Annotated in this window: 23 protein-coding genes; 10 read left to right on the top strand and 13 right to left on the bottom strand. The window is 69.7% G+C overall.

The annotated features are described in order from the left end of the window. The first annotated feature begins 3 nt into the window (after positions 1-3). Positions 4-135 carry a hypothetical protein gene (locus tag ACWGJM_RS18170; protein ID WP_453412671.1) on the top strand — a complete coding sequence of 44 codons (132 nt, stop codon included), beginning with the start codon at positions 4-6 and terminating at the stop codon, positions 133-135. A gap of 51 nt (positions 136-186) precedes the next feature. On the opposite strand, the gene clpB is transcribed toward ACWGJM_RS18170, so the two are convergent. Further along, a complete protein-coding gene (gene clpB / locus ACWGJM_RS18165) occupies positions 187-2,784 on the bottom strand; it encodes an ATP-dependent chaperone ClpB (RefSeq protein ID WP_453412670.1) in 2,598 nt (865 codons plus the stop codon). Positions 2,785-2,937: 153 nt separating this feature from the next. Here clpB and ACWGJM_RS18160 point away from each other — a divergent pair, with 153 nt between their 5' ends. Then, the gene (locus ACWGJM_RS18160) at positions 2,938-3,351 is read left to right on the top strand and encodes a pyridoxamine 5'-phosphate oxidase family protein (RefSeq protein WP_361798183.1); all 414 of its coding nucleotides are present in this window, start codon (positions 2,938-2,940) and stop codon (positions 3,349-3,351) included. A gap of 149 nt (positions 3,352-3,500) precedes the next feature. Here the strand turns inward: ACWGJM_RS18160 and ACWGJM_RS18155 are convergent, their stop codons facing one another. After that, positions 3,501-3,836 carry a hypothetical protein gene (locus ACWGJM_RS18155; RefSeq protein WP_390737300.1) on the bottom strand — a complete coding sequence of 112 codons (336 nt, stop codon included), beginning with the start codon at positions 3,834-3,836 and terminating at the stop codon, positions 3,501-3,503. A gap of 378 nt (positions 3,837-4,214) precedes the next feature. Between ACWGJM_RS18155 and ACWGJM_RS18150 the strand changes: the two genes are divergently transcribed. After that, a complete protein-coding gene (locus ACWGJM_RS18150) occupies positions 4,215-5,186 on the top strand; it encodes a helix-turn-helix transcriptional regulator (RefSeq protein ID WP_453412669.1) in 972 nt (323 codons plus the stop codon). Between the two features lie 30 nt (positions 5,187-5,216). Here ACWGJM_RS18150 and ACWGJM_RS18145 read toward each other — a convergent pair whose 3' ends face one another. From ACWGJM_RS18145 to ACWGJM_RS18115, 7 genes are all read right to left on the bottom strand, one after another. Further along, positions 5,217-6,263, bottom strand: a complete 1,047-nt coding sequence (locus ACWGJM_RS18145) for a LuxR C-terminal-related transcriptional regulator (protein WP_453412668.1) — start codon at positions 6,261-6,263, stop codon at positions 5,217-5,219. Positions 6,264-6,541: 278 nt separating this feature from the next. Beyond that, a complete protein-coding gene (locus tag ACWGJM_RS18140) occupies positions 6,542-7,648 on the bottom strand; it encodes a sugar ABC transporter substrate-binding protein (protein ID WP_453412667.1) in 1,107 nt (368 codons plus the stop codon). Positions 7,649-8,160: 512 nt separating this feature from the next. Continuing rightward, the gene (locus ACWGJM_RS18135) at positions 8,161-8,613 is read right to left on the bottom strand and encodes a heat shock protein transcriptional repressor HspR (RefSeq protein ID WP_453412666.1); all 453 of its coding nucleotides are present in this window, start codon (positions 8,611-8,613) and stop codon (positions 8,161-8,163) included. 5 nt (positions 8,614-8,618) lie between these two features. Further along, positions 8,619-9,809, bottom strand: coding sequence for a molecular chaperone DnaJ (gene dnaJ, locus ACWGJM_RS18130; RefSeq protein WP_453412665.1), 1,191 nt, complete (start codon positions 9,807-9,809; stop codon positions 8,619-8,621). Positions 9,810-9,848: 39 nt separating this feature from the next. Next, positions 9,849-10,517, bottom strand: a complete 669-nt coding sequence (grpE, locus tag ACWGJM_RS18125; protein ID WP_453412664.1) for a nucleotide exchange factor GrpE — start codon at positions 10,515-10,517, stop codon at positions 9,849-9,851. Then, positions 10,514-12,358 (bottom strand): molecular chaperone DnaK, encoded by a 1,845-nt coding sequence (dnaK, locus tag ACWGJM_RS18120; RefSeq protein WP_453412663.1) that lies wholly within the window; start codon positions 12,356-12,358, stop codon positions 10,514-10,516. Before dnaK ends, grpE begins: the two co-directional genes overlap by 4 nt. 94 nt (positions 12,359-12,452) lie before the next feature. After that, on the bottom strand, positions 12,453-13,586 hold the full coding sequence (locus ACWGJM_RS18115; protein WP_453412662.1) for an MraY family glycosyltransferase: 1,134 nt from the start codon (positions 13,584-13,586) through the stop codon (positions 12,453-12,455). A gap of 127 nt (positions 13,587-13,713) precedes the next feature. Here ACWGJM_RS18115 and ACWGJM_RS18110 point away from each other — a divergent pair, with 127 nt between their 5' ends. Next, a complete protein-coding gene (locus ACWGJM_RS18110; protein WP_453412661.1) occupies positions 13,714-14,271 on the top strand; it encodes a hypothetical protein in 558 nt (185 codons plus the stop codon). 144 nt (positions 14,272-14,415) lie between these two features. Further along, positions 14,416-16,698 (top strand): (Fe-S)-binding protein, encoded by a 2,283-nt coding sequence (locus tag ACWGJM_RS18105; protein ID WP_453412660.1) that lies wholly within the window; start codon positions 14,416-14,418, stop codon positions 16,696-16,698. A 105-nt stretch (positions 16,699-16,803) separates the two neighbouring features. Here the strand turns inward: ACWGJM_RS18105 and ACWGJM_RS18100 are convergent, their stop codons facing one another. Together ACWGJM_RS18100 and ACWGJM_RS18095 are read right to left on the bottom strand one after the other, a co-directional pair. Then, positions 16,804-17,532: a L,D-transpeptidase gene (locus ACWGJM_RS18100; protein ID WP_453412659.1), complete on the bottom strand. Its 729-nt coding sequence runs from the start codon at positions 17,530-17,532 to the stop codon at positions 16,804-16,806. Next, positions 17,522-18,034, bottom strand: coding sequence for a SigE family RNA polymerase sigma factor (locus ACWGJM_RS18095; RefSeq protein ID WP_453412658.1), 513 nt, complete (start codon positions 18,032-18,034; stop codon positions 17,522-17,524). Before ACWGJM_RS18095 ends, ACWGJM_RS18100 begins: the two co-directional genes overlap by 11 nt. A 174-nt stretch (positions 18,035-18,208) precedes the next feature. Here ACWGJM_RS18095 and ACWGJM_RS18090 point away from each other — a divergent pair, with 174 nt between their 5' ends. The 3 genes from ACWGJM_RS18090 to ACWGJM_RS18080 are packed head-to-tail and all read left to right on the top strand — an operon-like array spanning position 18,209 to position 21,056. Continuing rightward, the gene (locus ACWGJM_RS18090) at positions 18,209-18,658 is read left to right on the top strand and encodes a SigE family RNA polymerase sigma factor (protein ID WP_453412657.1); all 450 of its coding nucleotides are present in this window, start codon (positions 18,209-18,211) and stop codon (positions 18,656-18,658) included. Next, positions 18,655-19,338 (top strand): hypothetical protein, encoded by a 684-nt coding sequence (locus tag ACWGJM_RS18085; RefSeq protein WP_453412656.1) that lies wholly within the window; start codon positions 18,655-18,657, stop codon positions 19,336-19,338. The genes ACWGJM_RS18090 and ACWGJM_RS18085 overlap by 4 nt, the downstream gene beginning before the upstream one ends. A 5-nt stretch (positions 19,339-19,343) precedes the next feature. Further along, positions 19,344-21,056 (top strand): transglycosylase domain-containing protein, encoded by a 1,713-nt coding sequence (locus tag ACWGJM_RS18080; RefSeq protein WP_453412825.1) that lies wholly within the window; start codon positions 19,344-19,346, stop codon positions 21,054-21,056. 4 nt (positions 21,057-21,060) lie between these two features. On the opposite strand, the gene ACWGJM_RS18075 is transcribed toward ACWGJM_RS18080, so the two are convergent. Further along, the gene (locus tag ACWGJM_RS18075) at positions 21,061-21,246 is read right to left on the bottom strand and encodes a DUF397 domain-containing protein (RefSeq protein ID WP_453412655.1); all 186 of its coding nucleotides are present in this window, start codon (positions 21,244-21,246) and stop codon (positions 21,061-21,063) included. On the opposite strand from ACWGJM_RS18075, the gene ACWGJM_RS18070 reads away from it, so the two are divergent. After that, complete coding sequence (locus tag ACWGJM_RS18070; protein ID WP_453412654.1) at positions 21,240-21,551, top strand: hypothetical protein; 312 nt, start codon at positions 21,240-21,242, stop codon at positions 21,549-21,551. The two genes, ACWGJM_RS18075 and ACWGJM_RS18070, sit on opposite strands and share 7 nt — an antisense overlap. A gap of 76 nt (positions 21,552-21,627) precedes the next feature. Here the strand turns inward: ACWGJM_RS18070 and ACWGJM_RS18065 are convergent, their stop codons facing one another. Continuing rightward, on the bottom strand, positions 21,628-21,957 hold the full coding sequence (locus ACWGJM_RS18065) for an antibiotic biosynthesis monooxygenase family protein (protein WP_453412653.1): 330 nt from the start codon (positions 21,955-21,957) through the stop codon (positions 21,628-21,630). On the opposite strand from ACWGJM_RS18065, the gene ACWGJM_RS18060 reads away from it, so the two are divergent. Then, positions 21,958-23,640 carry a recombinase family protein gene (locus ACWGJM_RS18060; protein ID WP_453412652.1) on the top strand — a complete coding sequence of 561 codons (1,683 nt, stop codon included), beginning with the start codon at positions 21,958-21,960 and terminating at the stop codon, positions 23,638-23,640. Positions 23,641-23,997 lie beyond the last annotated feature (357 nt).

The raw sequence follows: 23,997 nt of genomic DNA, 5'->3' as shown, positions 1-23,997 counted from the left end.
CGCATGGACCATGACTTCGCCATGCGCATGCGGAGACGGGTGCGGTGGCTGCTGTGGGCCCTGTGGTGGGCCTGCCTGGGGTTCGCGGTGTGGTTCTTCTGGATGGTGTACGTCGTCTACACCACTGACACCTGACCCGGCCGCCGGAGCACGGCGGCCGGGCGGGTGCCGGGGGGCCGGGGGTGGTTACAGCGTCTTGCCGGTGGCCGGGCCCACGATCAGGCCGTCTCCGAACCTGTCCACGCGGACCGTGTCGCCGTCCTTGATCTCGCCGGAGAGGATCTCCTTGGCGAGGCGGTCGCCGATGGCGGTCTGGACGAGGCGGCGCAGCGGACGGGCGCCGTACGCCGGGTCGTTGCCCTCGTCGGCGAGCCAGGCCAGGGCCTCGTCGGTGATCTCGAGGATGAGCCGCCGCTCGGCGAGCCGCTTGGCGAGCCGGTCGATCTGGAGGCGCGCGATGCGGGCCAGCTCCTCCTTGCTGAGCGCGGAGAAGACCACCAGGTCGTCCAGCCGGTTGAGGAACTCCGGCTTGAAAGAGGTCCGTACCGCCTCCAGCACCTGCTCCTTCTTCTCCACCTCGCCGAGCACCGGGTCGACCAGGTACTGGCTGCCCAGGTTGGAGGTGAGGACCAGGATGGTGTTGCGGAAGTCGACCGTACGGCCCTGACCGTCCGTCAGGCGGCCGTCGTCCAGCACCTGAAGGAGGATGTCGAAGACCTCGGGGTGGGCCTTCTCGACCTCGTCGAGCAGGATCACGCTGTACGGGCGGCGGCGCACCGCCTCCGTCAGCTGGCCGCCCTCCTCGTAGCCGACGTAGCCGGGCGGCGCGCCGACCAGCCGGGCCACGCTGTGCTTCTCGCTGTACTCGGACATGTCGATGCGGACCATGGCCCGCTCGTCGTCGAAGAGGAACTCGGCGAGCGCCTTGGCCAGTTCGGTCTTGCCGACGCCGGTCGGGCCGAGGAAGAGGAAGGATCCGGTGGGCCGGTCGGGGTCGGCGATCCCGGCGCGGCTGCGGCGTACGGCGTCGGAGACGGCCCGGACCGCCTCGCTCTGGCCGATGAGCCGCTTGCCGATCTCGTCCTCCATGCGCAGCAGCTTCTGCGTCTCGCCCTCCAGCAGGCGGCCGGCGGGGATGCCGGTCCAGGAGGCGACGACGTCGGCGATGTCGTCGGAGCCGACCTCGTCCTTGACCATCGTGTCCTGGGCGACCTCCTCCTCGGCCTCGGAGGCGGCCTCCAACTCCTTCTCCAGGCCCGGGATCTCGCCGTACAGCAGTTTGGAGGCGCTGTCGAAGTCGCCGTCGCGCTGGGCGCGTTCGGCCTGCCCGCGCAGGTCGTCGAGGCGTTCCTTCAGCTCACCGACCCGGTTGAGGGACTGCTTCTCCTTCTCCCAGCGGGCGGTGAGGCCCCGCAGCTCCTCCTCCTTGTCGGCGAGGTCGCGGCGCAGCTTCTCCAGGCGTTCCCGGGAGGCCGGGTCGGTCTCCTTGTCGAGGGCCAGCTCCTCCATCTTCAACCGGTCGACAGCACGCTGGAGTTCGTCGATCTCGACGGGCGAGGAGTCGATCTCCATGCGCAGCCGCGAGGCGGCCTCGTCGACGAGGTCGATGGCCTTGTCGGGCAGGAAGCGGGAGGTGATGTACCGGTCGGACAGGGTGGCCGCCGCGACCAGCGCGCTGTCCGCGATCTGCACCTTGTGGTGGGCCTCGTACCGGCCCTTGAGGCCGCGCAGGATCGCGATGGTGTCCTCGACGGTCGGCTCGGCGACCATCACCTGCTGGAAGCGCCGCTCCAGCGCCGGGTCCTTCTCGATCCGCTCCCGGTACTCGTCCAGGGTGGTCGCGCCGACCATGCGCAGCTCACCGCGGGCGAGCATCGGCTTGAGCATGTTGCCGGCGTCCATGGCGGAGTCACCGCCGGCGCCCGCGCCCACGACGGTGTGCAGCTCGTCGATGAAGGTGATGATCTGCCCGTCGGAGTCCTTGATCTCGGCCAGGACGGTCTTCAGCCGCTCCTCGAACTCACCGCGGTACTTGGCGCCCGCGACCATCGCGCCCAGGTCGAGCGCGACCAGCCGCTTGTCCTTGAGGGACTCGGGCACGTCGCCCTTCACGATCCGCTGGGCGAGGCCCTCGACGACGGCGGTCTTGCCGACGCCGGGCTCGCCGATGAGCACGGGGTTGTTCTTGGTGCGGCGGGACAGCACCTGCACGACCCGGCGGATCTCCTGGTCCCGCCCGATGACCGGGTCGAGCTTGCCGTCGCGCGCGGCGGCGGTGAAGTCGGTCCCGAACTTCTCCAGGGCCTTGTACTGGCCCTCTGGGTCCGCGGTGGTCACGCGGCGCCCTCCCCTCGCCTTCTGGAAGGCCTCCTGGAGCTTCTTCGCGGTCGCGCCCTGCCGCTGAAGCACCTCGCCGGCCGCGCCGCCCTTCGCGGCGATGCCGATGAGCAGGTGCTCGGTGGAAAGGTACTCGTCGTCGAGGTCCTTGGCACGCTCGCTCGCGTCCGCGATGACGGCGAGCAGCTCGCGGTTGGGCTGCGGGGGCGCGACGGTGGACCCGGTCACGCTGGGCAGCCCGGCGAGGACGCGCTCGGTGCCGGAGCGCACGGCCGCCTGGTCGGCGTCGACGGCGGCGAGCAGGTCGGTGATGTTCTCGTTCTCCTGCCCCTGGAGCAGAGCCAGCAGCAGATGGGCGGGCGTGAGGTCCGGGTGCCCCTCGGTCACGGCTCGGTTGCCGGCCGCGTTGATCGCTTCCCGGCTCCTGTTGGTCAGCTCGGCGTCCACGTGTCCGTTCTCCTCCTCGGCGTCGGCTCGTCGGCCGCGTCTCCCACTGCTGACTTAACCAACGTACACAAAGTTGAGTCTATTTCACTCAAGGTTTCTCGCGTTTTCGCTCAAGGTGGAGCCGGGAGCCGTTCCGGGCTAGCTTCCGGTCCCATGAGTACGTACTCCGTGGATCCGGGTGCCCCGGACGAGCCGTATCTCCGCTTCTGGCGTGAGCGGCATCTGTGCACGCTGACCACCCTGCGCCCGGACGGCAGCCCGCACGTCGTGCCCGTCGGTGTGACATACGAGCCCGGGGCGCGACTGGCTCGGGTGATCACGAACAAGGCGAGCGCGAAGGCGGCGCACGTCCTGGCCGCCGGGCCGGAGGGCGCCCGGGTCGCCGTGTGCCAGGTGGACGGGCGGCGGTGGGCGACACTGGAGGGACGCGCGTACGTCCGCGGCGAACCGGAGCGGGTCGCGGAGGCGGAGCGGCGCTATGCCGAGCGCTATGAGCGGACCCCGTCCCCCAACCCGTCACGGGTGGTGATCGAGATCCGGGTGGAGCGGGCCCTCGGGCGTGGTTGAGCGTGTTTCGGCCACCATGACGTCCTGGCCGAATCTGCCCATACGGAGAAATGTCCCCACGAACTACAGCGGCGTCACCGTGTTCAGGTCACGGTGACGCCGCTGCGGGGGGAAGCACCTGAGCGATCTTTTACGACGGGGGAATCGCGTCAGGCACTGCGGGGGGTGGCCGAGATGGTCCTCACATCCGAGACCTCCGGGTCTGCCAGCCGGTGGTCTCGTCGGTCCAGGTTCACAAAGATCATTCCGTATCGGATGGCACATCGCACGGGCTGTGGCGCCCCTCGAGGCTTCCGCAGGCACCGGTACGCCCGCACGTCCTCGTCCTCGTCCCGCGTGACGACGACCGGCTCTCCGAAGACGGTCACCATCAGCGAGTCGCCGCTGTGGGGGATGGCGGTGACCAGGTCGATGAAGTGCCAGCCGGAGCGATAGGCGGTGGCCATCTCGCGGCGGAAGGAACGGTCGTCGGGCGGAGTCGTCACGTCAGCTCCCGGCTCCGCCTGCCGCCGCGCCGGTGTTCACAGCCACCGAGGGCCACTCGGTTATGGCCTGAACCTGCGTCTTCCCCGCCGAGGGCCACTCAGTGATCGCCTGAGCGCCACCCTTCGCGGAGACACCGCTCAACACCCCCAGGGCCACCAGGGCGGAAAAGCCGGCGACAAGCACCGAGCGAAGCAGTCTGTTACGCATAGTCGGCTTCATCCTCACTTGAAGGTCCCCTTTTCCCCCGTCAGGTACGACGATGGCTCATTCGGGCACGTGGTGGCCACAGAATCAGTGCATCATGTTCCTGCATGTTCAGGACCCTGGGGGGTGGAGATTTAGTGGCGAATCGGCCAAAAGCGGCACATCCCCATGCGATGACCCAGCTGTGCGAAGAAGGCAGCCGCCTCTATACCACCGCTCTCAGTGCGGGACGCATCGCCCGATCGGACACGGATGCCGTGCCCTGCCTGATCGAACTCGCCCTGCTCCACCCGGATCCCGACGATCCGGACTGGTTGCGCCCGGTGCCCCCGGCGGTCGCCCTCGCCCAGCGGCTCAACCCCATCGAGCGGGAGATAGCCGAGCACAGGCGCCTGTCCGTCCAACTCGCCGAGGCCTTCGAGCCGTTCATGGCCCTCAGCACGGTGGCGACGACGACCAGCGACTCCATCACGGTGCTGGAAGGCAGCGACCGGATCAACGCGGCGCTCAACCTCGCCACCTCCCAGTGCCAGACCGAACTCGTCACGGTACAGCCGTCCGACCGCATCTCGGAGACCAGTCTGCTCCAGGGTCTGGAGCGGGACCGACCCCTGATCGAACGTGGTGTGAAGATCCGGAGCCTGTATCAGCACACGGCCCGCTACAACCCGGAGAAGCTGGCCTACGCGGCCCAGCTCTCGGACGGCAAGGTCGAGTACCGCACCATCGACGAACTGGTCGAGCGCCTGATCATCTCCGACGGCACCGTCGCCTTCATACCGGTCCGCGACGACCACAAGGTCGCCCTGGAACTGCGCCATCCCGGCCTGGTCCGCTACCTCATGAAGGTCTTCGAGTACCTGTGGGACCGGGCCGTCCCGATGAGCGCCGGCGGCCCGTACGAGGTCGACTCCGAGGGCATCACCGAGATCCAGCACTCCATCGCCAAACTCCTGGTGGAGGGTCATGTCGACGAGGCCATCGCGCGCCGCCTGGGCATGAACGTACGCACCTGCCGCGCCCACATCGCCAAGCTGGCCCAGGCCCTGGGCAGCGGCAGCCGCGCCCAACTCGGCTACCTCATCGCCCAGTCCGGCATCCTGAACAAGAACCACGCACTACCGGGCCCGGCCGGCCGCCGGTGAGACACCGAGCCGCCGGCCGGCTCGGCCGGCTCAGCGCACGGTCGGGGATTCCTGGCCGGGGAGTCTGAGCACGGTCGGTGCCGCCGTGCGTGGTGGGCCGTCCAGGCCCACCTGGGCGATGCGCACGCCCAGTTGGGTGCGGCTGGCCGCCCCCAGGGTCTCCGACAGCCGGGCGATGTGGGCCCGGCAGGTACGGACGCTGATGCCGAGCCGCTCGGCGATCACCGCGTCCTGGTGGCCCTCCGCGAGCAGCGCCGCGATGGACTGTTCGCGGTGGGAGATGCCCTCGATGCCGGTGTCGGGCAGCGGCGCGGTCAGCGGGATCGCCAACCGCCACAACCTTTCGAAAACCGTCACCAGATATTCGACCAGCGCGGGGTGGCGCAGCTCCAGCGCCATGGTGCGGTCGGCGTTGGCGGGGATGAAGGCCACCGTGCGGTCGAAGAGGATCAGCCGGTCGATGACCTCGTCCAGGGTGCGGGCCTCGACCGCGTCACCCATCAGCTCCAGGTAGTTCAGCAGCCCCTGCCCGTGCCGGGCCACGTGCGTGTACAGGTCGCGCATGCGCACACCCCGGCCGCGCAGCGCCAGCGCCCGGTGCAGGCCCTCGGTGAGCTCCGCCTCCCGCCGGATGCCGCCGGGCTGCACGGTCAGCACCTCGGTGGTGCACGCCTCGGTCGCCTCGTCCATCGCGGCCTGGATCCGTGACAGCCCGTCCAGGACACGGATGGCGGTGCCCTCCGCCGAGGCCGCCGCGGAGTCCTGCACCTGCCGTCCCAGGCCCGTGTAGCGCTCGAAGGCGGCCACCGCCGAGCCCACCCGCCGCTGGCTCTCCCTGACCTCGTCGTACACCCCGCGCAGCAGCCGGGTCATGACCTCCTGCGGAGAGGTCGGCACCAGCCAGTCCATGTCGTCGGGGTCAGGGTGCAGCAGCGCCAGGTCCAGCAGGCAGGGCACCGCCTCGGCGTCCGTGCGCGCCACCCGGCCGCGCCGTACGGCCCGGGAATACACGCGATCCCCGGCCTCGCACAGTCGGTCGGCACCGTGGGGATGCTCCTCCGCCCCGTGCCCGGCCATCGCCCATTCCACCCCCGGTTTGCTGCCACATCCGCAGCGCAACTATGCGCGGCCCCGACCGGGTCCGCAACACGGCTCTCCGAGCCACGGCCGTCGTAAACCACCGGAATGACCCGCTATCCTCCGGCCTCCGCCCATCGCATCGCGACAAGCTGATGGTGGTGGCTCGAACACCACGGCCGCGCCCCGGGCCGGCGCACCCTCGGACCGAACGCGGCAAGGCGCCCACCCTCGCGGGTGAACGCCTTGCACCGCGTCACATTGACCGGGGGGATGGGCTACTTCAGACCGATGGACGCGCAGGCCGCCTTGTACTTGGCCGTGCAGATCTCGTCCACCTTGTAGATGCCGTCCGCGATGACGGTGCTCTTGATGCTCTTCCGCGTCAGGGCGTTCACCGTGACCAGCTGGGCGGGGATGTCCTTGTCGGTGGGGCTGTCGACCTTGTCGCGGGTGAGGGCGTCGAACTGGATGTCGTGGCCCTGGACCCTGGCGACGGCCATCTCGGCGGCGGCCTCGGCCTCGTCCGGGTACGGCTTGTAGACGCTCATGTACTGCTCGCCGGAGACGACCCGCTGCACCGCCGCCAGCTCCGCGTCCTGGCCGGTGATGGGCGGCACGTTGGTGACGCCCGCGTTGTTGAAGGCCTTGACGATGCCGCCGGCCATGGCGTCGTTGGCGGAGTAGACGGCGGCGATGTTGTCCTTGCCGATCAAGCTGATCGCCTTGGTCATCTCGGACTGGGCGAGCTCCGGGTCCCACTTGTCGGTGTCGTAGCTCTTGGCGATGGTCACCTTGCCGTTGAGCTCGGAGAGCGCGCCCTGCTTGAACTGCTTGGCGTTCGGGTCGGTGGGCGAGCCGTTGATCATGACGACCTTGTCGGAGGTGTCGGCGTTCGAGCCCAGCGCCTCGAGCAGCGTACGGGCCTGCACCTCGCCGACGAGCTCGTTGTCGAAGGAGACGTACGCGTCGATCGGGCCCTCGGCCAGCCGGTCGTAGGCGATGACCGGGATGCCCGCGTCCTTGGCCTTCTTCACGGTGGACGCGATGGCGTGGGAGTCGACGGCGTCGAGGATGATGACGTCGACCTTGTCGTCGATCATCTTCTCCATCTGGGTGGCCTGGACCTTCGCGTCGGCACCGGCGTTCTGGTACTCGATCTTGCCCTGCTTCTTGGTGAGCTGGGCGACCTTGTCCTTGATGATGGGGTAGTCGAAGTCCGCGTACCGCGTGTTCGTCTTCTCCGGCATCAGCACGCCCACGGTGACGTCGTTGCCCTTCGTCGGGCTTGCGTCGCTCGAGTCCCCCGTCGCGTTCAGCACACCGCAGCCGGCAAGCGAGAGGGTCATCGTGGTGGCGGCCACGGACAGGGCGATACGACGCATGCGAGGGCTCACTTCAGGGGTTTCGGACGTGGCGGCTCCTATGCCACCCAGATGTCTGAAAAGACAACGCGGAGGCCACCACCGGCGTCAAGCGGAATCACTTAACGAGTGCGCAACACCACGCTCCGCTGCACCTGTGAAGGCTCAGCGGAACCACCTTCAAACGCCCTTTACGGACCCTTCACCCAACTGGAGTTCACGTGCGGGTAAAGATCAGTACAACCAACTCCATTCCTCCCGAGTCAGGATCGTCGACGAACCCGGACGCCCGCCGAGTCGTCGTACCGACCGAGCAGAGGAGCGAATGAAGTCGGCCAGACGCACGACATCGTGTATGCCGTGGACGCCCACCGGCGCACGGGAGGGCAGTTCCTCGCCGGAGTTCATGGTGGCCCGCTGACGGCCCGCTGACGGCCCGTCGACGGCCCGGCAGCGGCCGGACGGCCCCGTCGGCGGTCCGCACGGGAAAGGGCCCGGAGTCGCCTCCGGGCCCTCTGCCGCACACGGGCGGGTCAGTCGTTCTGCTGCTGCCGCTTCGGCCGCCACACCACCAGGGCGCTGGTCTGCTGGACCTCCTGGTACGGGACCAGGTCCCGCCGGTAGGAGGCGTGCACGGCGGCCTCGCGCTGGCGCATCGCGGCCGCGGCGCCGTCCAGGGCCGCTTCCATTTCCGCGACGCGGGACTGGAGGGCGGCGACCTGGTTCTCCAGTTCGATGATGCGCTTGATGCCGGCCAGGTTTATGCCCTCGTCCTGCGACAACTGCTGGACGGTGCGCAGCAGTTCGATGTCACGGGCCGAGTAGCGGCGGCCCCGGCCGGGAGTGCGGTCGGGCGAGACCAGGCCCAGGCGGTCGTACTGGCGCAGCGTCTGCGGGTGCAGGCCGGAAAGCTGGGCCGCCACCGAGATGACGTAGACCGGGGTTTCCTCGGTCAGTTCATACGGGTTCCGTCGACGGCCGTCCATCCCACTCAAGCTCCCTTCGCAGCCTCGAACAGCTCCGCCCGCGGGTCCTCGCCCGCGGTCGCCTCGCGATACGCCTCGAGCGCGTCACGAGCCTTCCCCGTCACGTCCTTGGGAACACTCACCTCGACGGTGACCAACAGGTCGCCGCGGGTGCCGTCCTTGCGGACCGCGCCCTTGCCCCGCGCCCGCATGGTGCGGCCGTTGGGCGTGCCCGGCGGCAGCTTCAGCGTGACGGCGGGGCCGCCGAGGGTCGGGACCCGGACCTCGCCGCCGAGGGCCGCCTCGGCGAACGTCACCGGGACGGTCACCGTGAGGTTGTCGCCTCTGCGGCCGAACACCGGGTGCTCGCCGACGTGCACGACCACGTACAGGTCACCCGCCGGTCCGCCCCGCTCGCCGGGCGCGCCCTTGCCGCGCAGCCGGATGCGCTGCCCGTCGGTCACGCCGGCCGGGATGCGGACCTGCATGGTGCGGGACGACTTGGCCCGGCCGCTGCCCTTGCACTCCAGACAGGGGTGCTCGGCCATCAGGCCGCGGCCCTTGCAGTCGGGGCAGGGGTCGGTGAGGGAGAACCCTCCCCCGGAGCCCCGGGCCACCTGGCCGGTGCCGACACAGGTCGGGCACACGCGTGGCGTGCCGTTCTTGTCGCCGGTGCCCGAACAGGCCTTGCACGGTGCCTGCGAGGACATCCTGAGCGGGACCGTGGCCCCCTCGATGGCCTCCGTGAAGCTCAGCGTGACCTCGGACTCGATGTCCTGGCCGCGCCGGGGCTGGGTGCGCGTGGTGCCCGCGCCGCCGCCCCGGTTGAACAGGCCCCCGAAGACGTCACCGATTCCGCCGCCGAAGCCGCCGCCCCCGCCCTGGGGGCCGCCTGCGCCGCCGGCGCCTCCGAAGAGGTCGCCCAGGTCGAAGTTGAACGATCCTCCGCCCGCGCCCGGCCCCGGACGGAAACCGCCGTTGCCGAAGAGGGCGCGCGCCTCGTCGTACTCCTTGCGCTTCTTCGGGTCACCGAGGACGTCGTTCGCCTCGGAGATCTCCTTGAAGCGCTCCTCGGCCTTGGCGTTGCCCTTGTTGGCGTCCGGGTGGAACTCGCGGGCGAGCTTCCGGTACGCCTTCTTGATCTCGGCCTCGGTGGCGTCCTTGGGGACGCCGAGGACCTTGTAGTAGTCCTTCTCGATGAAGTCCTTGGTGCTCATCCCCGACGCCCCTCCTTCCCTGCTTGGTTCGTGTCGACGTCAGCCCTCCTCCGGGCCACCGCTCTCCTTGTCGTCGGCGGAGCCGGCCGCGGTGCTCTCCTCGGCCCCCTCGGCCTTGACCGTCTGCGCACCGGGCTGCGGTTCGGCCACGGCCACCCGCGCGGGGCGGATGGTGCGCTCGCCGATGCGATACCCGGGCTGCAGAATCGCCACGCACGTCGTCTCGGTGACGTCCGGCGCGTAGCTGTGCATCAGGGCCTCGTGGATCGTCGGGTCGAAGGGCTCGCCCTCCTTGCCGAACTGCTGGAGGCCCATCTTGGCCGCGACGGTCTCCAGCGACTCGGCCACCGACTTGAAGCCGCCGACGAGTTCGCCGTGTTCCCGTGCGCGGCCGATGTCGTCCAGCACGGGCAGGAGCTCGGTCAGGAGGTTCGCGACGGCGATCTCCTTGACCGTGATCCGGTCGCGCTCCACGCGGCGGCGGTAGTTCTGGTACTCGGCCTGGAGTCGCTGGAGGTCCGCGGTGCGCTCACCGAGCGCGGTGCGCACCTGGTCCAGCTGGGCCACCAGGCCCGCTGTCTGGCTCGCGTCCCCGGCCGGGGCCGCCTGCTCCTCGGGGGAGGAGGCGGCCTTCGGCTCGGCGTCGTCAGGGGTGGCGCCGGAGGGGACGTCGGGCTTCTCGTCGAAGCCCGGGGTCTCCTCCGTCACGCGGCACCGTCCTTGCGCTCGTCGTCCACGATCTCCGCGTCGACGACGTCGTCGTCGGCCTTGGCCTCACCGGCACCGGCGGACTCGCCACCGGCGGCCTGCGAAGCCTGGGCGTCGGCGTACATGGCCTGGCCGAGCTTCTGGGAGACGGCCGCGACCTTCTCCGTGGCGGTGCGGATCTCGGCGGTGTCCTCGCCCTTGAGGGCTTCCTTCAGCTCGCCGATCGCGTCCTCGACCTCGGTCTTGATCTCGCCCGGGACCTTGTCCTCGTTGTCCTTGAGGAACTTCTCGGTCTGGTAGACGAGCTGCTCGCCCTGGTTGCGGCTCTCGGCGGCCTCGCGGCGCTTGTGGTCCTCCTCCGCGTAGCGCTCGGCCTCCTCGCGCATGCGGTCGACCTCGTCCTTCGGGAGCGAGGAGCCGCCGGTGACGGTCATCTTCTGCTCCTTGCCGGTGCCGAGGTCCTTCGCCGTGACGTGCATGATGCCGTTGGCGTCGATGTCGAAGGACACCTCGATCTGCGGGACGCCACGCGGCGCCGGCGGCAGACCGGTCAGCTCGAACATGCCGAGCTTCTTGTTGTAGGCCGCGATCTCGCGCTCGCCCTGGTAGACCTGGATCTGCACGGACGGCTGGTTGTCCTCGGCCGTCGTGAAGATCTCCGACCGCTTGGTCGGGATGGTCGTGTTGCGCTCGATGAGCTTGGTCATGATGCCGCCCTTGGTCTCGATACCGAGGGACAGCGGGGTCACGTCGAGGAGCAGTACGTCCTTGACCTCGCCCTTGAGGACACCGGCCTGGAGCGAGGCGCCGATGGCGACGACCTCGTCCGGGTTCACGCCCTTGTTGGCCTCCTTGCCGCCGGTGAGCTCCTTGACGAGCTCGGCCACGGCGGGCATACGGGTGGAGCCACCGACGAGGACGACGTGGTCGATCTCGCCGAGGGCGATGCCGGCGTCCTTGATGACGTTGTGGAACGGCGTCTTGCAGCGCTCCAGCAGGTCGGCCGTCAGCTGCTGGAACTGAGCGCGGGTGAGCTTCTCGTCCAGGTGCAGCGGGCCCTCGGCGGACGCGGTGATGTAGGGCAGGTTGATCGAGGTCTCGCTGGACGAGGACAGCTCGATCTTGGCCTTCTCGGCGGCCTCACGGAGACGCTGGAGGGCCATCTTGTCCTTGGCCAGGTCCACGCCGTGACCGGACTTGAACTGCTGCACCAGGTAGTCGACGACGCGCTGGTCCCAGTCGTCACCACCGAGGTGGTTGTCACCGTTGGTGGCCTTCACCTCGACGACGCCGTCGCCGATCTCCAGCAGGGACACGTCGAAGGTGCCGCCGCCGAGGTCGAAGACGAGGATCGTCTGGTCGTCCTTGTCGAGGCCGTAGGCGAGCGCGGCCGCGGTCGGCTCGTTGACGATGCGCAGGACGTTCAGACCGGCGATCTCGCCGGCCTCCTTCGTCGCCTGGCGCTCGGAGTCGTTGAAGTACGCCGGGACGGTGATGACCGCGTCGGTCACCTTCTCGCCCAGGTAGGACTCGGCGTCGCGCTTCAGCTTCTGGAGGATGAAGGCGGAGATCTGCTGCGGGTTGAAGGGCTTCCCGTCGAGCTCCATCTTCCAGTCGGTGCCCATGTGACGCTTGACGGACCGGATGGTCCGGTCCACGTTGGTGACCGCCTGGCGCTTGGCGACCTCGCCGACGAGCACCTCGCCGTTCTTGGCGAAGGCGACGACGGACGGCGTGGTCCTGGCGCCCTCGGCGTTGGTGATGACGGTGGGCTCGCCGCCTTCCAGAACGCTGACGACGGAGTTAGTCGTGCCCAGGTCGATGCCGACCGCACGTGCCATGGTGAATTCCTCCAGTTGACTTGAGTGGAACAGGCTCAAGTGTGCATGAGAGGGCCCACTGGGTCAACAGACCTGAGTCGAGCAGACTCAAGTCTTATCCGTTCCTTACACGCAATGCGCCGGTGACCTGCGCGGATGTTCGCGTGGACGTGTGCATGGACGTCTGCGTGGACGCCCGTACGGACGACTGCGCGGGCGCCCGGATGCCCGTCTGCGTACCTGTCATGGATGTCTGCGTGGATGTCTGCGTGGCCGTCCGGCGGCGCCCGTAGGCGGGTACCCGAAGCAGCCCAAGCACGACCACGGACGCCCCGCCGACCACCCACAGCACGGCCGGCTCCCCCGCCCAGCCACTGTGCACGAGTACCCCGACGACCACCGCCGCGAAGGCCCCCGCACCCAGCAGCACGGCGGCCCCCGGCGGGGTGAGCCCGAGCCGCCGCAGCCGGTGGGCGAGATGGTCGGGCCCGCCCCGCAGCAGCGACCGCCGGGCCATGAGCCGGGAGAGGACCACGAGGGCCACGTCCGCGGTGGCGACGGCGGTGAGCGGGAACAGCACCCGCACGCTGGGCCCGAGCGGGTACCCCGCGCGGGTGAACACCGCGGCGGAGCTGAGCAGGAACCCGGTGAACAGCGACCCGCAGGCGCCGAGCCCGATCCGCGCGGGCGGCCAGTTGTGCATGAGGAACCCGGTGAGGGCGGCGGCGAGCACGCTCAGCAGCACCGCCAGCCCGTCCATCACCTCGGCCGCCGCGCACGCCCCCGCCCCGAAGGCCGTGACCACGCCGACCGTTCCCGCGAGCCCGTCGGCGTGGTCCAGCGCCCGGAAGGCGAGCGTGACAAAAACGATCCAGAGCACCGCCAGCAGCCCGGCGAGCAGCCCCGTCTCCTCGTACGGCACGACACAGGCCGCCGCCACCACCGCACCGGCGACCAGTACCCGCGCCCGCAGCCGCCACACATCCGCGACCAGCCCGAGCGCGGCGACCCCGGCCCCGGCGACCAGCAGGCCCCCCACCCCCTCCCCCAGCGGCGCGACCCGCGTCCACTGCCCCATACCGGCGACGAGGCAGGTGACGGCCACCACGGCCAGTCCCCCGAACAGCGGTATGGGCCGCTGCCGCCGTCGGTCGACGATCCCGGCCCGCAGGACCGGCCCCCTCAGCAGCGCCGCGAGCACGGCGGTCAGGAGGAGGGCGGTGGTGGCGGCGAGGATCCCGTAGAGCACGGCAATAAATTAGGCTTGAAAGTAGCAATTGTGGATGAATAACACGATCCGATTGCCTGGCGGGTGGGCAGCTCCACCGCTGGAAGGATTCGCCGACCGCCCCCTGCGGGAATCTGGACCATGGGAGTTGAGGGGCTCGGGGCTGCCCGAATTCCTGTACGGCCGCTGCGCCGGCAGCCGGCTGTTACGCCGCGCCGCGCTCACGAAATACACCCGTGAGCTCTACGAGCGCCACAAGGAGTTCCCCGTCTCCTTCCAGGTCGACGAGTCGTTCAGGCTGCCGCCCATGGAGTCGGTGTACGTACCGCTGCGCGGCGGCATCTGTCTCGCCGTGCTCAGGGAGGCCGGGCTGCCGGCCCGCCGACGAGCCCTGCTGGACCGCCTCCCCCCCACGCTCCGCCTCCGCGCCGCCGTCGCACTGCTCACCCAGGGCTGGCTCGTGCTCAGCGGCCTCGCCGAGTGGCAGGCACTGGCCCCCACGGCGGGCGACCAGCTCTGGGGACCGGCATGGCTGGCCTGGGTGGCGACGGCCGTCATCGTCGCCGGGTGGGCGGCAGTCGTCGTCCTGGCCCGGTACAGGGAGCGGACTGACCTCGCGTTCCTCGTCCGGGCCACGCTGCCCACCACCTCGGCCGCGTTGCGCGTCCGCCACCTCGTGCCGGCCGCTCTCCTCCCTCACCCCTGACCTCCACTCAGGCACGCCTCAGCGACCCAGATCACCCCGCACCCGGCTGCATCCCGACGGAAGATGGGGGTAGTCTCAGACGGACTGCATAAGTTACCGCTTAGTAATGTCGCTCGTTAATTCGAGGCCGCCCCAGGAGCCCCAATGCAACTCGCCGCGATCATCGTGTCGCTGGTCCTGATCGTGGTCGGCGTGGCACTGTTCGGCCGCGCCCTCCTGCAGATCTACAACTTCATGCGGCTGGGCCAGCCGGTACCGGCCGGCACGCGGACCAACGATCCCACACAGCGCACCGTCACCGTGGTCAAGGAGTTCCTCGGCCACACCCGGATGAACCGCTGGGGCATCGTCGGCGTGGCGCACTGGTTCGTGGCGGTGGGCTTCTTCACCCTGTTGCTGACGATCGTCAACGCGATCGGCCAGCTGTTCCAGGCCGACTGGATCCTGCCGGTCCTGGGCGACTGGGCGCCGTACAACGTCTTCGTCGAGTTCATCGGCACCATGACGGTGGTCGGCATCCTCGTCCTGATCGCCATCCGCCAGCTGAACCACCCGCGCAACCCGGGCCGCAAGTCCCGCTTCGCCGGCTCCAACTTCGGCCAGGCGTACTTCGTCGAGGCCGTCATCCTCATCGTCGGTGTCTGCATCTTCATGCTGCACGCCCTCGAAGGCGCCCAGCACCACGTGGACGGCTACGAGGCGTCGTTCTTCATCTCGTACCCGGTGGTGCACTGGTTCGCGGGCATGGACGTCTCCACGCTCCAGAACCTCACCTACTTCTTCGCCGGCCTGAAGATCGCGACCTCGTTCATCTGGATGATCACGGTCGCCCTGAAGACCGACATGGGCGTGGCCTGGCACCGCTTCCTCGCCTTCCCGAACATCTGGTTCAAGCGGAACGCGACCGGCGAGACCTCCCTGGGCGCCCTGCTCCCGATGACGAGCGGCGGCAAGCCGATCAACTTCGAGGACCCCGGCGACGACGACGTCTTCGGCGTCTCGCAGGTCGAGCAGTTCTCCTGGAAGGGCCTGCTGGACTTCTCCACCTGCACCGAGTGCGGCCGCTGCCAGTCGCAGTGCCCCGCCTGGAACACCGGCAAGCCGCTCTCCCCCAAGCTGCTGATCATGTCCCTGAGGGACCACGCCCACGCCAAGGCGCCCTACCTGCTCGCGGGTGGCGGCAAGACCATGGAGGGCGAGGAGAAGGCGTCCGAGGAGGCCCTGAAGGACGTCCCCGCCGCCGCCCTGGCGGAGGCCGAGCGCCCGCTGATCGGCACGGCCGAAGAGAATGGCGTCATCGACCCGGACGTCCTGTGGTCCTGCACCACCTGCGGCGCCTGCGTCGAGCAGTGCCCCGTCGACATCGAGCACGTCGACCACATCGTCGACATGCGCCGCTACCAGGTCATGATCGAGAGCGCCTTCCCCTCCGAGGCGGGCACGATGCTCAAGAACCTGGAGAAGAAGGGCAACCCCTGGGGCCTGGCCAAGAAGCAGCGCCTGGAGTGGACCAAGGAGGTCGACTTCGAGATCCCGGTCGTCGGCAAGGACATCGAGGACCTGTCCGAGGTCGAGTACCTGTACTGGGTCGGCTGCGCCGGCGCCCTGGAGGACCGCGCCAAGAAGACCACGAAGGCCTTCGCCGAGCTGCTCCACATCGCGGGCGTCAAGTTCGCGATCATGGGCGGCGACGAGAAGTGCACCGGTGACTCCGCCCGCCGCCTCGGCAACGAGCCCCTCTTCCAGGAGCTCGGCATGGAGAACGTGATGGCCCTGAACACGGCGTTCGGCGAGGAGCTGGACGACGAGGGCAAGGTCACGGCGGACTCGAAGAAGCCGAAGTCGGCGAAGAAGATCGTAGCCACCTGCCCCCACTGCTTGAACACGCTCGGCAACGAGTACCCACAGCTCGGCGGCGGCTACGAGGTCATCCACCACACCCAGCTGCTCCAGCACCTCGTCGACGAGGGCAAGCTGGTCCCGGTGACCCCGGTCGAGGGCATCATCACGTACCACGACCCGTGCTACCTGGGCCGCCACAACAAGATCTACACGCCCCCGCGCGAGATCATCGGCAAGGTCCCGGGCCTGCGCAACGAGGAGATGCACCGCCACAAGGAGCGCGGCTTCTGCTGCGGCGCCGGCGGCGCGCGGATGTGGATGGAAGAGCGGATCGGCAAGCGCATCAACAACGAGCGCGTCGACGAGGCCCTGTCGCTGAACCCCGACATCGTCTCCACGGCCTGCCCCTTCTGCCTCGTCATGCTGACCGACTCGGTCAACGGCAAGAAGAACGACGGCAAGGCCAAGGAGTCCATCCAGGTCGTCGACGTCGCCCAGCTCCTCCTCGACTCCGTCAGGACGCCGGTCGACCCGGCGGGCGAGGCCGAGACGGAGAGCGAGCCGGAGCCGGAGCCGGTGAAGTAGGTGATGTGACCGGCCTCGTCGGGCCGGCCTGACGAGGCCGGCCCGATCGGTACCACCGACGCCCCCGTGCCCTGTTGATTTCGGGTACGGGGGCGTCGTCGTACGTCACGAGGTGGCTTCGGGTGAGCCCGGTGTCGCGATCGGGGCGGTCTCGGCCGGTCTCCCGCGCACGATGTCGACCGCCGCCCCGGGCCGCAGCTTCGCGTAGACCCACTTCGCGTCGGAGGGCCGCAGGCCGATCCAGCCCGAGGTGACGTCGTAGTTGCCGGGGGCCTTGTCGTTGTACGGCATGGCGGCCAGGTAGGTCGTCGTGCCGTCGTCCGCCCGCAGGCGGACCACCCACGTCAGTTTGTAGCTGCTTCCGGATTCCGCGCCGACCTCTTCTCCGCTCACCAGCTCCATGTCGGTCATGGAGGTGACGGTCATCCGCCCGCTCGGAGTCGGTGTCCTCGCGAGGCCGGAGGTGATGGGCACTTTGCGGTTGTCGGCGACGAGGAACCGGGCCGAGAGGTTCACCGTGGCGTCGGACACCGCCCGCCGGACCGGCGCGCTGGTGGGTGTGCTGGTCGGTGTGCTGGTCGGCGGCGGGGTCGGCGCCGCGCTGGTCGGGCCGGCGGCCGGCGAGGACGTCCGTCCGGCGCCCGGACCGCCCAGGTTCAACACCAGCGTGAGCGCCACCGCGGCAGCGGCGACAGTCCCGGCGCCGACGGCGGCGGTACGACGGCGACGGCGGCGCAGATGGGCCCGACGGCGGATGTCCGCGCCCGACGCGGTCGGCAGACTCTGCCCCGACTCGGCCAGTTGACGCAGCCCGGCGGTGAGATCATCGGACACGGTCGTCCTCCCTCTCCCCGTCGTCGGTGGCCAGTTCTCGCGCCAACGCCGCCCGACCGCGGGACAGCCGGGCCTTGACCGTCCCCACGGGGGCTCCGGTCTCGGAGGCTACCTGCTCGACACTCAGGTCGCACAGATGGTGCAGGACCACCGCCATCCGCTGCGCCTCGGGCAGCCGGCGCAGCGCGGCGACCAGATCGGCCAGATGGGCCGGCCCGGACTCGGGCCCCGGTGTGTACTCCGGCGGCGGAGTACGGCGCACCAGTTCCACCCACCGCTTCGCCCGCCGCCAGCGGCTCACCGCGAGCCGCATCGCCACGGTCCGCACCCAGGCCTCCGGCGCCCCGTCCGCCAGGAACTCCCGGCGCCGGTTCCAGGCCCGTACGAAGGCGTCCTGCACGACGTCCTGCGCCTCGCCGTGGTCCCCGGTGAAGGCGTAGAGCTGGCCGGTCAGCCGGGGGAACGCGGCGGTGTAGAAAGCGTCGAACTCTTCCTCCGTCATACCCCCACCACGAGTTTCCCGATGTCCCGTGCAACCCGGCAGTCACCGCCGTGCGTACAGGTCCCGTACGTCGCACATGGAAACACACCGCAGGAGGAACACGATGACCAGCAGAGCCAAGTCCCGTCGTGCCGCCGCCGTCTGGGGCGCCCGCCCGCCGGTCGTGCCGCTGACGTGACCTCCCGAACCCCTTCCCCGCGCGAGGACTTCGCGGCCTACGCCGACCGCGCCTGGCCCCGCCTGGTCCGCACCGCCCACCTCCTGACCGGCGATCCGCAGACGGCTCAGGAGCTGGCCCGCACGACGCTGGCCGACACCTACGCCCGCCGTAGGCGCACGCCGCGCGACGACGCCGACTTCTATGTGCGGCGGACACTGGTGCGCCAATACCTGCGCCGCGCCCGCCGTTTCGCGCGCGGTGGCGGCGAGCGGGCGCCCCTCTTCCAGGCGCTCGGCCGCCTCAGCCCCCGGCAGCGGGTGGTGCTGGTGCTGCGCCACGGCGAGCACCTGGCCGAGGCGGAGATCGCCGAAGTGCTGGGCTGCTCGGTCGGCGCCGTCAGGTCGTACGGACGACGAGGCCTTTCGGTTCTGGGCGCCCTGCCCGTGTCGGGAGTCCGCCGATGAGCCGTGTCGATGCGCGCGAGGCGCGTGAGGCGCTCGCCGGGGCGGTGCGCGAGGCGTTCGCCGAGGCGGTGCGCGAGGCCGACACGCCGCCCCTGCCGCTGGCCGAGATCGAGCGCGAGGGCCGTGCCTGCCGCCGCAGACGCCGTATGACGGCGCTGCTCACCGGTGGTCTGCTGGTGCTCGCCCCGCTGGGTCTGATCGCTTCCCGGACCCTGATCGCACCCGCTTCGTCCGGTTCGACGGCACCCTCGGCCTCCGTACCGGCCGGGACGGTGCGTGTGGTCGCCTCGGGGGAGCGCGTACGGCCCCTGGGCGGTGTGGAGTTGTGGCTGACGAAGGACGGGGAGCACTGGTCGACGGCACGGGGGTCGGGGCAGTTCCTGCCGATCGGCGGGCATGCGGCGCACGGTCCCGCCGTCACGCTGCGACTTGAGGAGGTGAACGGTCGTTTCCTCCTGTCCGGCACCTACCAGGGTGACCGGCCGGCCGCGCGGGTGGAGGTGACGGCGTCGTCCGGTACGACCCACGGCACGCTGCTCACGCTGGCGGGTGACCAGGACTGGAGCGTCTGGTACGCGGCCGCCGAACTCCCGTTGGACAAGCGGGTGTTCTCGGAGCTGCGGGTGACGGTGTACGACGCGCGGGGCGCGGTGCTGGCCAGGAGCGGAGTGAACTCGTGACCGACATGACTGATGTGCCGGATCTGACTGCCCCGGCCGAGGTGACCGGCGACACGACCGGCGCGGCGGACGCGGCGGACGCGGCGGACGGCGACGCGACCCCGGCCCCCAAGGCCCCGGACCCCCGGAAGCCCTTGCGCCGACGGCGACGACTGCCCCGGCGCGTCCGCAGCCGGCGGCGCCGGGGCCGTTGGATCCGGCGGGCCCTGATCGCCCTGCTCACCCTCGTCCTGGCGCTGTGCGGTGCGGTAGTGGCCGCGTACCGGCTGACCGTCATCCCCGAGCCGCATCCGGAGACGGTGATCCAGAGCACGGTGTTCCTGGACGCGAGCGGCGAGTACCTGGGACGGCGAGGGCCCGTGGACCGGCAGGACGTGCCGCTCTCCCAGGTTCCCCGGCAGGTGCAGGACGCGGTGATCGCCGCCGAGAACCGCTCGTTCCGCACCGACTCGGGGGTCTCACCGACCGCCGTCCTGCGGGCGGCGGTGTCCACGCTGAGCGGCGGTGAACGGCAGGGCGGTTCGACGATCACCCAGCAGTACGTGAAGAACGCGCTGCTCAGCCCGGAGCAGTCGCTCACCCGCAAGGCCCGCGAGGCGCTGATCGCCGTCAAGCTGGACCGTACCCGCTCCAAGGACTCGATCCTCGAGGGCTACCTCAACACCGTGTACTTCGGCCGGGGCGCGGCGGGCATCGAGTCGGCCGCGCGCAACTACTTCGGGGTGGACGCGAAGAACCTGACGCTCTCGCAGGGTGCGGCCCTGGCGGCGATCATCAACCTGCCGTCGTACTACGAGCGGGCCGGCGCGGACACGAAGGTGACCTCGACGCTGCGCAAGCGGTGGGAGTGGGTCCTCGACGGGATGCGCGGCTCGGGCACGATCACCGCGAAGGAACGTGCGCAGGCGGCCTTCCCGGCCTTCCGCTTCTATCCGCCGGGCGACACGGACGGCCAGCGCCAGTACCTCATCGACGCGGCGGCGGCCGAGGCGGCGGACCGGCTCGGCATCTCCCAGGACCAGTTGGCGCGGGGCGGGTACACGGTGCGTACGACGTTCGACGTGGGGGCGCAGGACGCGACGGCGGACCGGGTGGGCGACGCGCCACCGGCCGCCAAGGGGACGCGCCTGCACACGGCCGTGGTGGCGATGGTCCCCGGGGACGGCGCGATCCGGGTGCTGTACGGGGGTGCCGAGTACGCGAAGCAGCCGTTCAACGACGCGGTGTCCGGCGCGGTGGAGGCGGGCACGGCGCTGACGGACCTCAAGGAGTCGGGGCTCGGCGCCCCGGCGGCCTCCCTGGTCCGCTCCGCCACGCCTTCCCCGCTGCGGATGGCGTCGGCGTACGCCGCGCTCGCGGCGCGGGCCACGTACGCGAAGCCGTACACGGTCGCGAAGATCACCCGCGGCGGCCACACGCTCTACACGGCCCGCGCCGACACCCGCCGACTCCTGCCTGCGGGGGCAGCCGAACCCGTGGCGAAGGCCCCGGTCGAGGCCGTCCTGCCGTCCTTCACCGGCGGCGCGGGCACCGGCCCCGGCACCCGCACGGTCTGGCACACGGAGTCCGACGACCACCTGTCCGTCACCGTCGCCCTGTTCGCCGAACACCCGGCCAAGGGCAAACACCCGGCCACCCCCGCACGGCTCTCCGGCAATGCGGAGGAGTTCGCGGTACAGGTCGCGGGAACGGCGAGGACGGGCCGGGCGGGCGACTGAGCGGTCAGGAGTGGGGGCGGAGGTGGCGTATGAGGGCGGCGAGTCGGGGCCGGTCAGTTTCAACGACGGTTCCGGGCTCGTCGCTCTCGCGGAGCAACACCGTGCCCTGGCGGGCGGCGAGTTCGACGCAGTTGGAGGAATCCCCGCCGCCAGAGAAGGAGGACTTCCGCCAGATCACGTCCTGTGTCATGTCGGGACCTTTCCATCTGCTGTAGGGCGAGGTTCGAGACCGACCCGTTCAGCGAGAGCGAGAGCAGCTACATCGTCCACTTCCGCACCCTCGACGGCCGCGAGGTCACGGCACACGGGCAGTGGCGAGGGCACCGGGACGAGATCCGCTACGACCCCCAGGATCCCTCACGCGTGCTCGCGCCGACCCGTGTGGCCTGGCTGGGGATCGCCCTGGCGGCGTTCATGGCCGTCGGCTTCTGGGGCGTCGCCTTCGGTATCCCGGCGGTTATCCGGGTGATCGAGCTGCTGTCACTGCCGTTCTAGAAGCGTTCCCCGCGGCACGACCGACGCCCCCATGACCTCAGGGCACAGGGGCGCACCGTTTTCCCGTCGCCGCGGTCTACTCGCCCTTCGGACCCGCCTGCTGCACGACCTCGAAGGACCACAGGGTCGAGCCGGAGGCCGCGGGCCTGTGCCGCTCGCCGCCCTCTCCGCCGCCCTGGTGGGCCGACTTCATCGGGCCCTCCATCCAAGCCTGGAAGGACTCCTCGTCACGCCAGCGCGTGTAGACGAGGTACTGGTCGGTGCCCTCGACGGGGCGCAGCAGCTCGAACCACTCGAAGCCGTCGGAGTTCTCCACGGCGTGGGCCCGCGAGGCGAACCGCTTCTCGAGGGTCTCCCGCTGCTCGGCGGGCACGGTCAGTACGTTGATTTTTACCACGCTAGGCACATGACACCTCTCACCAAACGGGGCCACGACTGGACCCCTAACCTGGACCATGTGCGCGCAGTCTCCTACATCCGGCAGTCCAAGCGGCGTGAAGACGACTCCGCGTCGTCCCCCGAAGCGCAGCGAACCAAGTGCGAAGCGCTGATCACGGCCAAGGGCTGGGACAACGCCGGTCACTTCGCTGACGTGGGCAAGTCCGGATGGGACCCCAAAGTCGTCCGGCCCGAGTTCGAAGAGATGATGTCCGCCGTTCGCGCCGGACACGTAGACGCTGTGGTCGTCTTCTCGCTGTCCCGGCTCACCCGACAGGGCGCTCTCGAAGCGATGCTGATCAATGAGGAACTGGCCAAGCACGGGGTGCTACTGGTCAGCGTCGAGGAACCGTACCTGGACACGTCCACTCCCATGGGCATTGCGATCTTCGGTCTCATTGCTGCGTTGGCCCAGCAGGAATCCGACATGAAGTCGGCGTACATCACGGCGACGAAAGAGACCCTGCGCGCTGCGGGCTCCCACGTGTCCGGCATGGCACCGTACGGCTTCCAATCGACCCGCGAGCCGCGCGGGGAACTGGTGGTGGTGAAGCTGATCCCCGACCCGGCAGAGGCCCCTCACGTGCGTCAGATGGTCGAGTGGGCGTTGTCCGGCGTAGCCGCATCCGCCATTGCCCGCAGGCTGAACACAGACGGCGTGCCGACGAAAGCAGCGGACATGACCGCGCGGGTGACTGCACGCCGGGCCCGGGGCATAAGCAAGCCGCTGGAGCGTACGACGTGGGTGTCATCCACTGTGCTGCGCATCCTGCGTGACCCCCGCCTCGCCGGCTATGCGGCTGAGCGTCAGGGAACCAAGCGCGTCATCCTGCGCGACGAGCAGGGCGCCCCCCTGGTCGCGCATGAGGGCATCGTTCCCGCCGATGACTGGTGGCGCCTTCAGGACGTTCTAGACGGACGCACGCCGCAGGTTGTGAGGCAGGGCGGCAGGTCCGTGCCGTCACTGCTCGGCGGGGCAGGAATGCTGTTCTGCGGAGTGTGCGGATCGTCCATGGTGACCGACCGGCGCAACGGCAAACAGCTCTACCGGTGCAACCGTGCCCAGTCTGGGGCGGTCGCCGGTCACGGGGGTCTGGCTATCAACATGGAAGCCGCCGATGACGTGGTGACCCGCACCGTGTGGGGCCGCCTGACTGCGCTGGACCCCAGAGATCCCGAAGACCTGGAATGGCTCGCGGAGGCAGCGCGCCGATTCGCAGCGCAGGCAGACACGGGTGAGCGGCAGGCCGAACTAGCAGCCGCTCGCGCTGAGTTGGAGCACGTACGGGAAGCACTGCGCACGCTGTATGTCGACCGACAGGCAGGCTTGTACGCCGGGGCGACCGGCACGGCCATGTTCGCTGAATCCGTCGAGAGGCTGACAGCGCATGAGGCTCGCGTGAATGGTCGGGCGGCCGAGCTGGAGCGGGATGAGAGTGGAACCATTGCCATTCCCTCAGAGTGGACGGATCCGGAGGGCGACCCCATCGGGCCAGAGTCGACGTGGGGCAGTTGGGACCTGGAGGACCGACGAGAGTTCCTTGCATTCTTCGTCGACCGCATCACCATCGCTAAGTCAATCGGTCGTGGCCGGAACGCGAACACAGAGGATCGGGTGACTGTGCACTGGGCAGAGGCACCGCACAGCTAGGCGCCCCTGAGCGCCCCGCTGAGCCCCGTCGGCTGGTCCCGCGTGGATCGGTCGGGCGGGGCTCTCTGCTGCCCGCAGGCAGGCGCACAGAGCCTCAGGCAACCGACTCGCTACCAGGCCCCGGAGACAGAGTCATCCGGAGTATCTGACGATCCATCAGATAACACAGCCAAAGCCTGCTCAAGGGCGCTTGGTAACCGACTCGCTAGTCATTCGGTGAGGCGGAATTAGCAACGCCTCGCCGTATCCCGCTGAGGAGAGCGAGACACCATGGCAGCGGAAGAAATGCTGAAGGTCATCATGTCTTGGGCGTCGGAAGACTCACACCGTGGCCGTCTGGTCCGGGCCTGGCAGTCG

This window comes from Streptomyces sp. NPDC054834, from assembly GCF_053611185.1.
The sequence above is the reverse complement of the archived record's forward strand: the minus strand, read 5'-3'. Positions and strand labels throughout refer to the sequence as shown.

Coding starts and splice junctions, on each gene's coding strand:
- ACWGJM_RS18135 (WP_453412666.1), bottom strand. CDS start 8,613: ATGGACGGCCGTCGACGGAACCCGTATGAACTGACCGAGGAAACCCCG.
- ACWGJM_RS18105 (WP_453412660.1), top strand. CDS start 14,416: ATGCAACTCGCCGCGATCATCGTGTCGCTGGTCCTGATCGTGGTCGGC.
- ACWGJM_RS18095 (WP_453412658.1), bottom strand. CDS start 18,034: ATGACGGAGGAAGAGTTCGACGCTTTCTACACCGCCGCGTTCCCCCGG.
- ACWGJM_RS18075 (WP_453412655.1), bottom strand. CDS start 21,246: ATGACACAGGACGTGATCTGGCGGAAGTCCTCCTTCTCTGGCGGCGGG.
- ACWGJM_RS18060 (WP_453412652.1), top strand. CDS start 21,958: ATGACACCTCTCACCAAACGGGGCCACGACTGGACCCCTAACCTGGAC.
- ACWGJM_RS18085 (WP_453412656.1), top strand. CDS start 18,655: ATGAGCCGTGTCGATGCGCGCGAGGCGCGTGAGGCGCTCGCCGGGGCG.
- ACWGJM_RS18145 (WP_453412668.1), bottom strand. CDS start 6,263: ATGGCCGGGCACGGGGCGGAGGAGCATCCCCACGGTGCCGACCGACTG.
- ACWGJM_RS18150 (WP_453412669.1), top strand. CDS start 4,215: ATGACCCAGCTGTGCGAAGAAGGCAGCCGCCTCTATACCACCGCTCTC.
- ACWGJM_RS18170 (WP_453412671.1), top strand. CDS start 4: ATGGACCATGACTTCGCCATGCGCATGCGGAGACGGGTGCGGTGGCTG.
- ACWGJM_RS18080 (WP_453412825.1), top strand. CDS start 19,344: ATGACTGATGTGCCGGATCTGACTGCCCCGGCCGAGGTGACCGGCGAC.
- dnaK (WP_453412663.1), bottom strand. CDS start 12,358: ATGGCACGTGCGGTCGGCATCGACCTGGGCACGACTAACTCCGTCGTC.
- ACWGJM_RS18160 (WP_361798183.1), top strand. CDS start 2,938: ATGAGTACGTACTCCGTGGATCCGGGTGCCCCGGACGAGCCGTATCTC.
- ACWGJM_RS18140 (WP_453412667.1), bottom strand. CDS start 7,648: ATGCGTCGTATCGCCCTGTCCGTGGCCGCCACCACGATGACCCTCTCG.
- dnaJ (WP_453412665.1), bottom strand. CDS start 9,809: ATGAGCACCAAGGACTTCATCGAGAAGGACTACTACAAGGTCCTCGGC.